Source organism: Kitasatospora sp. NPDC034035 (genome assembly GCF_055575755.1).
The window spans coordinates 21414-30501 of sequence record NZ_JBVISA010000059.1; the positions used below are offsets into that span (position 1 = coordinate 21414).

General features: G+C 76.3%; 1 protein-coding gene. It reads left to right on the forward strand.

The window, feature by feature from the left end; all coding sequences use genetic code 11:
* Positions 1-166 precede the first annotated feature (166 nt).
* A partial coding sequence (locus ACZ52J_RS41130) for an SDR family NAD(P)-dependent oxidoreductase (protein WP_465626389.1) occupies positions 167-9088 on the forward strand: 8922 nt, incomplete at its 3' end.

A 9088-nucleotide genomic window follows, 5' to 3' on the forward strand; every position in this document is an offset into this window, starting at 1 on the left:
GCATTCCGCGATTTCCTCCCGGTCGGCACCCCCGAGAATTCCTAGGGGTAGCCGGCCGAAATCGTAGGGGTGCTGAGGGGCCCCGTAAGGGGTTATCCGGCGGCGCATTCCCGTGCCACGCTGGCCAACGGTGTTTGATACCGTCAGCCGGGTAGTGGAGCGCGCGATGATGAACCAGTCCGAGGAATTCATTCCGGAGCCGGCCGGCGCGGATGTCGCAAATTCGGACGGCGTCTCGTCCTGGCGCGCGCGGCTCGCCGACTCCTCCGAGGCCGAGCAGCAGCGGACCGTCCTGAGCCTCGTCCTGGACCGCGCCAGGGAGGCGCTGCGCGGCCGCTCCGGCGCCGCCGTCGACGCCGACCGGCCCTTCCTGGAACTGGGCTTCGACTCGCTCGCCGCCGTGGACCTGCACAGCAGGCTCACCGCCGCCACCGGGCTGCGCCTGCCGGTCACCCTGGTGTTCGACCACCCGACCCCGGCCTCGCTCGCCCGCCACCTGCGTGCCGAACTGCTCGGCCTGGCCGCCGAGTCGGAGCCGCTGCCGGCCTCCGTCGGCGCCTCCGACGAGCCCATCGCCATCGTGGCGATGGCCTGCCGCTTCCCCGGCGACGCCCGCAGCCCCGAACAGCTGTGGCAGCTGGTCGCCGACGAGGTCGACGCCGTCTCCCCGTTCCCGACCAGCCGCGGCTGGGACCTCGCCGGCCTCTTCGACGACGACCCCGACCGGGCCGGCACCTCGTACGCGCGCGAGGGCGGCTTCCTGCACGACGCCGACGAGTTCGACCCCGGCTTCTTCGCCATCTCGCCGCGCGAGGCGCTCGCCATGGACCCGCAGCAGCGCCTGCTGCTGGAGACCGCCTGGGAGGCGTTCGAACGCGCCGGCATCGACCCGACCGGCCTGCGCGAGTCCCGCACCGGCGTCTTCATCGGCGCCGAGGCCCAGGAGTACGGCCCCCGGCTGCACGAGGCCGCTGACGGCATGGAGGGCTACCTCGTCACCGGCAACGCCGCCAGCGTCGCCTCCGGCCGGATCTCCTACACCTTCGGCTTCCAGGGCCCCGCCGTCACCGTCGACACCGCCTGCTCCTCCTCGCTGGTCGCCCTCCACCTGGCCGTACAGTCGCTGCGCCGCGGCGAGTGCGGCGTCGCGCTGGCCGGCGGCGCGGCCGTGATGGCCGGACCGGGCTCCTTCGTCGCCTTCAGCCGCCAGCGGGGCCTGGCTCCAGACGGCCGCTGCAAGCCCTTCGCCGAGGCCGCAGACGGCACCGCCTGGGGCGAGGGCGTCGGCATGCTCCTCGTCGAGCGGCTCTCCGACGCGCGGCGCAACGGCCACCCGGTGCTGGCGGTCGTCCGCGGCTCGGCGATCAACCAGGACGGCGCGTCCAACGGCCTCACCGCACCCAACGGCCCCTCCCAGCAGCGGGTGATCCGCCAGGCCCTCGCCGACGCCGGCCTGACCGCCGCCGACGTGGACGCCGTCGAGGCGCACGGCACCGGCACCACCCTCGGCGACCCGATCGAGGCCCAGGCCCTGCTCGCCACCTACGGCCAGGACCACACCGACGACCAGCCGCTCTGGCTCGGCTCCCTCAAGTCCAACATCGGCCACACCCAGGCCGCCGCCGGCATCGGCGGCATCATCAAGACCGTCATGGCGATGCGCCACGGCGTCCTGCCGCGGACCCTGCACGTCAACGAGCCTTCCCCGCACGTCGACTGGGCGTCCGGCGCGGTCGAACTGCTCACCGAGGCCCGCCCCTGGCCGGAGACCGGCCGCCCCCGCCGGGCCGCCGTCTCGTCCTTCGGCTTCAGCGGCACCAACGCCCACGCCGTCCTCGAACAGGCCCCGCAGACCTCGGAGATCCCGGCCGCCGAACCCGCCACCCGCGCGCCCGCGGCGCTGCCCTGGGTGCTCTCCGCCCGGACCCCGGAGACGCTGCGCGCGCAGGCCCGCCGGCTCGCCGCCCACCTCGACGCGCACCCCGAGCACCGCCTCGCCGACCTCGGCCACTCCCTCGCCACCACCCGCACCGCCTTCGAGCACCGCGCCGTCGTGGTCGCCGGCGAGCGGGACGGCTTCCGGCGCGCCCTGGACGCCCTCGCCGACGGCCTCGGCGCCCCCGGCCTGCTCCAGGGCAGCACCGCCCCAGGGCGCACCGCCTTCCTCTTCACCGGCCAGGGCAGCCAGCGGCTCGCCATGGGCCGCGAACTCTACGAGACGTACCCGGTCTTCGCCCGCGCCCTCGACCAGGCCGCCGGCCACCTCGACCTCCAGCTCGAACGGCCGCTGCGCGAGGTGCTGTTCGCCGCCGAGGGCACCCCCGAGGCCGAGCTGCTGCACCGCACCGCCTACACCCAGCCCGCCCTGTTCGCCGTCGAGGTCGCCCTCCACCGGCTCGTCGAGTCCTGGGGCCTGCGTCCCGACGCCGTCGCCGGACACTCCATCGGCGAGTTCGCGGCCGCGCACGCCGCCGGCGTGCTCACCCTCGCCGACGCCGCCCTGCTGGTCGCCGCCCGCGGCCGCCTGATGGAGGCACTGCCGGCCGGCGGCGCCATGGCCGCCGTCCAGGCCACCGAGGACGAGATCCGCACCACCCTCGCCGGCCGCGAGGCCGCCGTCGCCGTCGCCGCGGTCAACGGCCCCGCCTCCGTCGTCGTCGCCGGCGACGAGGACGCCGTCCTCGCCGTCGCCGCCCACTGGGCCGAGCAGGGCCGCAAGACCCGCCGCCTGACGGTCAGCCACGCCTTCCACTCGCCCCACATGGACGCCGTGCTGGCGGAGTTCCGCCGCTGCGCCCAGGCCGTCTCGTACGCCGAACCCAAGGTCCCGCTCGTCTCCACCCTCACCGGCCGGACCGTCACCGCTGAGGAGATCGGCGACCCCGAGTACTGGGTGCGCCACGTCCGCGAGGCCGTCCGCTACTGCGACGCCGTCCGGACCCTGGAGGCCCAGGGCGTCACCACCTACCTGGAGCTCGGTCCCGAGGGGGTGCTCTCCTCGACGGGCCCGGACTGCCTCGCCGACCCGGACGCCGCCGTGTTCGTCCCGCTGCTGCGCGGCGACCGCCCCGAGGTGCACACCGCGACCGCCGCACTCGGCCAGGCCCACATCCGGGGCGCCGCCCCCGACTGGGACGCCGTCTTCGCCGGGCAGGGCGCCCGCCGTGTCGACCTGCCCACCTACGCCTTCGAACAGGAGCGCTTCTGGCTCGCGCCCGGCTCCGACGGCGGTGACGTCACCGCCGTCGGCCTCGGCGCCGTCGACCACCCCCTGCTCGGCGCCGCCGTCGCGCTCGCCGACGGCGACGGCATCCTGTTCACCGGACGGATCGCCCTCGACACCCACCCCTGGCTGGCCGACCACGCCGTGCAGGGCAGCGTCCTGCTCCCCGGCACCGCCTTCGTCGAACTCGCCGTCCGCGCCGCCGAACAGGCCGGCTGCGGCCTCGTCGAGGAACTCACCCTGGAGGCGCCGCTACTGCTGCCCGACCGGGGCGGCGTCCACCTGCAGATCGTGGTCGGCGGCGCCGACCGGACCGGCAGCCGCACCCTCTCCCTGCACTCGCGGCCCGAGCACGCCGACGCCGACGAGCCCTGGACCCGCCACGCCGGCGGCCTGCTCGCCCCCGCCGCCGACCCGGCCGGACCCGACCTCGCCGCCTGGCCCCCCGCCGACGCCCGGCCCGTCGACGTCCAGGACGTCCGCGCGCGGCTCACCGACGCGGGCTTCGGCTACGGACCGGCCTTCCAGGGCCTGCGCGCCGTCTGGCTGCGCGGCACCGAGATCCTCGCCGAGATCGACCTGCCCGAGCCCGCCCTCGACGGCGCCGACCGCTACGGCCTGCACCCCGCCCTGCTCGACGCCGCCCTGCACGCCCTCGGCGCGGACACCGACGACGACGCCGTCCGCGGCGGCCTGCCGTTCTCCTGGCACGGCGTCACCCTGCACGCCGCCGGCGCCACCGCGCTGCGCCTGCGCGCCACCGTCCTCGGCCGCGGCGAGGTCGCCCTCGAAGCGGCCGACGCCACCGGGCAGCCCGTCCTGTCGGTGCGGTCCCTGGCGCTGCGCGAGATCTCCGCCGAGCAGCTCGACGCCGCCCGCGCCGCCCGCAGCGACGCACTGTTCCGTGTCGAGTGGACGGCCCTGCCGGTCTCCGCCGCCACCACCGGCCGCTGGGCCGTCCTCGGCGCCGCCACCCCCGAGCTCGCCGCCCTCGGCGCCGAGCAGTACCCCGACCCGGCCGCCCTCACCGCCGCCGTCGAGGCCGGCCGCGCTGCCCCCGACGCGGTGTTCCTGCCCGTCGGCCCCGTCGACGCCGAGCAACCGGACGACCCGGCCGCCCTCCGCGCCGCCCTGCACCGGGCACTCGACGCGGCCCGGCAGTGGCTCGCCGACGACCGCCTCGGCGCCGCCCGCCTCGTCCTCACGACCGGCGGCACGGCCGACGGCCCCGGCGCCCTCGCCCGCGCCGCCGTCCGCGGCCTGATCCGCTCCGCCCAGCTGGAGCACCCCGACCGGCTCGTCCTGCTGGACCTCGACGCGCACGGCATCCCCGGCGAGGTCCTGGCCGGCGCCCTCGCCTCCGGCGAACCCGAACTCGCGGTCCGCGAGGGCGCGGTGCACGTCCCCCGGCTCGCCCGGGCGCGTACCGCCGCCGACCCGGCCGGGGCCGGCGCCGCCCCCGCGTTCGGCCCCGACGGCACCGTCGTGGTCACCGGCGCCTCCGGTGCCCTCGGCACCCTGGTCGCCCGCCACCTGGCGGCCGAGCACGGCGTCCGCAGCCTGCTGCTGCTCTCCCGCCGCGGCGCCGACGCCCCCGGCACCGCCGAACTCCTCGCCGACCTCGCCGAGCACGGCGCCGAGGCCACCGTCACCGGCTGCGACGTCTCCGACCGCGCAGCCCTCGCCGCCGCACTCGCCGGACACCGGCTCACCGGCGTCGTCCACACCGCGGGCGTCCTCGACGACGGCGTCCTCGACGCCCTCACCCCCGAGCGCCTCGACACCGTCCTGCGGCCCAAGGCCGACGCCGCCCTCCACCTCCACGAGCTGACCGCCGACCAGCCGCTCACCGCCTTCGTCCTCTTCTCCTCCAACGCCGGTGTGCTCGGCGGCCTCGGCCAGGCCAACTACGCGGCCGCCAACGCCGTCCTCGACGCCCTCGCCGAACACCGTCGCGCCACCGGGCTGCCCGCCACCTCCCTCGCCTGGGGCCCGTGGGCCGACGGCGGGATGGCCGCCGGTCTCGACAGCGCGGACCTGCAGCGCCTCGCCCGCAGCGGCCTGACCGGCCTCGCCGACGACGAGGGCCTCGCCCTCTTCGACACCGCCACCGCGACCGCTGAACCGGTGCTCGTCCCGATGCGCCTGGACCTCGCCGCGCTGCGCGCCCAGGCCGCCGCCGGCACCCTCCCCGCCCAGCTGCGCGGCCTCGTCCGCACACCCACCCGGCGGACCGCCCGCGCCGGCCGCTCCGGCGGCACGGACCTGATGCGCCGCCTGGCCGGCCTCTCCGACGCCGAGCTCGACCGCGAACTCCTAGAACTGCTGCGCGTGCGGGTCGCCGCCGTGCTCGGCCACGCGTCCTCCGACACCATCGACGCCGGCCGGGCCTTCAACGAGCTCGGCTTCGACTCGCTGACCTCCGTCGAACTGCGCAACGAGCTGAACGCCGCCACCGGGCTGCGCCTGCCGCCCACGCTGATCTTCGACCACCCGACCCCCGCCGCGCTCGCCGCCCACCTGCGCACCGAGATCGCCGGCGCCGCGGAGCAGTCCGCCCTTCCCGCGGCCGCCCCCGCCCGCCGCGACGACGAGCCGATCGCCATCGTCGGCATGGCCTGCCGCTACCCCGGCGGCGTCTCCTCGCCCGAGGAGCTGTGGCAGCTCGTCACCGGCGGCGTCGACGCGATCTCCGCGTTCCCGTCCGGCCGCGGCTGGGACCTCGACCACCTCTTCGACCCCGACCCGGACCACCCCGGCACCTCGTACGCCGACCAGGGCGGCTTCCTGCACGGCGCCGGCCTGTTCGACGCCGCGTTCTTCGGCATCTCGCCGCGCGAGGCGCTCGCCATGGACCCGCAGCAGCGCCTGCTGCTGGAGACCTCCTGGGAGGCGTTCGAGCGGGCCGGCATCGACCCGGCGACGCTGCGCGGCAGCCGGACCGGCGTCTTCGCCGGCGTGATGTACCACGACTACGCGACCCGGCTCGGCGCCGTCCCCGAGGGCGTCGAGGGCTACCTCGGCACCGGCACCTCCGGCAGCATCGCCTCCGGCCGCGTCTCCTACACCTTCGGCCTCGAGGGGCCGGCCGTCACCGTCGACACCGCCTGCTCCTCCTCGCTGGTCGCGCTGCACCTCGCCGTCCAGGCGCTGCGCCAGGGCGAGTGCACGATGGCCCTGGCCGGCGGTGTCACCGTCATGGCCACGCCCGAGGCGTTCGTCGACTTCAGCCGCCAGCGCGGCCTCGCCCGCGACGGCCGCTCCAAGTCCTTCTCCGCCGCCGCAGACGGCACCAGCTGGTCCGAGGGCGCGGGCATGCTCCTCGTCGAGCGGCTCTCCGACGCCCGCCGCAACGGGCACCCGGTGCTCGGCATCGTGCGCGGCTCGGCGATCAACCAGGACGGCGCCTCGAACGGCCTGACCGCCCCCAACGGCCCCTCCCAGCAGCGGGTCATCCGCCAAGCCCTCGCCGACGCCGGCCTGACCGCCACCGACGTGGACGCCGTCGAGGCGCACGGCACCGGCACCACCCTCGGCGACCCGATCGAGGCCCAGGCACTGCTCGCCACCTACGGCCAGGACCACACCGACGACCAGCCGCTCTGGCTCGGCTCCCTCAAGTCCAACATCGGCCACACCCAGGCCGCCGCCGGCGTCGCCGGCATCATCAAGATGGTCATGGCGATGCAGCACGGTACGCTGCCGCAGAGCCTCCACCTCGACGAGCCCTCGCCCAACGTCGACTGGGCGTCCGGCGCGGTCGAACTGCTCACCGAGGCCCGCCCCTGGCCGGAGACCGGCCGTCCGCGCCGCGCGGGCATCTCCTCCTTCGGCTTCAGCGGCACCAACGCCCACACCATCGTGGAGCAGGCCCCGGCCGCCGTCCGCACCCGGAAGCCCGCCGACCAGGCCCCGGCCGTCCAGCCGTGGGTGCTCTCCGCGAAGAGCGAGGACGCGCTGCGCGAGCAGGCCCGCGCCCTGCTGACCCACCTGGACCGCACCGCCGGCACGCCCGCGGAGGCGACCGATGGCGACATCGCCCTCTCGCTCGCCACCGGCCGCGCCGTCCTGGAGCACCGGGCCGCCGTCATCGCCGAGGACCGCGCCGACCTGCTGGCCGGCCTCGCCGCCCTGGCCGCCGGCGAGTCGAACGCCGACGTCCTGCAGGGCACCGTCACCGCCGGCCGCACCGCTTTCCTGTTCACCGGGCAGGGCAGCCAGCGGGCCGGCATGGCCGCGGAGCTGACGGCCGCCCACCCCGCCTTCGCGGCGGCCTTCGACGCGGTCTGCACCGAACTCGACCGCCACCTGGACCGCCCGCTGCGCGAGGCGATCGCCGACGAGGCACTGATCGGCGAGACCGGCTGCACCCAGCCGGCGCTGTTCGCCGTCGAGGTGGCGCTGTTCCGCCTCCTCGAGTCCTGGGGGGTCCGCCCGGACTACCTGGCCGGCCACTCGATCGGCGAGCTGGCCGCCGCCCACGTCGCCGGGGTGTTCTCGCTGGCGGATGCCGCGAAGCTGGTGGCAGCTCGTGGCCGGTTGATGCAGGCGCTGCCGCGCGGCGGTGCGATGGTCGCGGTGCAGGCCACCGAGGAGGAGGTGCTGCCGCTGCTGACCGAGGGCGTCGGCATCGCCGCCGTCAACGGCCCGAACTCCGTGGTGATCTCCGGTGCCGAGGACGCCGTCCAGGCCGTGGTCGCGCAGCTGGCGGGCCGCCGCACCAAGCGCCTGACCGTCAGCCACGCCTTCCACTCCCCGCTGATGGACGGCATGCTGGACGACTTCTGCGCCGTCGCCGAGCAGATCACCTACGAACTTCCGCGGATTCCGATCGTCTCCACCCTCACCGGCGCGCTCGCCTCGACCGAGCTGACCGACCCCGGGTACTGGGTGCGGCACGTCCGCGAGGCCGTCCGCTTCGCCGACGCCGTCTCCGTCCTGGAGGGCCGGGGCGTCCGCACCTACCTGGAACTGGGCCCCGACGGGGTGCTCTCCGGGATGGGCCAGGACTGCGTCACCGAGGACGCCCTCTTCACCCCGGCCCTGCGCGCCGGACGCCCGGAGACCCGCACCCTCACCACCGCCCTCACCCTGCTGCACCTGCGCGGGAGCGTCGTCGACTGGCCTGCCGTCTTCGCCGGCACCGGCGCGCGCCGGGTCGACCTGCCCACCTACGCCTTCCAGCGCCAGTGGTACTGGCTGGAGAACCTGGCCGCCCCCGCGCCCGCCGCGGCCGCGGTCGACGCCGTCGACGCCCGGTTCTGGGAGGCCGTCGACACCGGCGACCTCGACGCGCTCTCCAGCACTCTCGCCCTCAGCGGTGACCAGCCCCTCAGCTCGGTGCTCCCGGCCCTCTCCGCCTGGCGCCGCCGGACCCGCGAGCAGGCCACCACCGACGCCTGGCGCTACCGCGCTACCTGGAAGCCGATCGGCGAGGCCGCCACCGCGCTGACCGCCGGCGTCTGGCTGCTCGCCGTCCCGACCGGCTCGGCCGAGGGCACCGCCGTGCTCGGCACGGTGCGGGCCCTCACCGACCGCGGCGTGGACGTCCGCCCGATCGAGCTGGACGCCGCCCGCACCGACCGCTCGGGCCTGACCGAACTCCTCGGACAGCGCGTCGCCGACGGCGCAGCCGTCGCAGGCGTCCTGTCGCTGCTCGCCCTCGACGAGCGCCGGACCGACGGCGTGTCGACCGGCCTGCTGCTCACCACCCTGCTCGTCCAGGCGTTGGGCGATGCCGGGGTCGGTGCGCCGTTGTGGTGTGTGACGCGTGGGGCGGTGGCTACGGGTCGTTCGGAGCGGGTGGCGGATCCGGTGCAGGCGCAGGTGTGGGGTCTGGGCCGGGTGGTGGCCTTGGAGCATCCG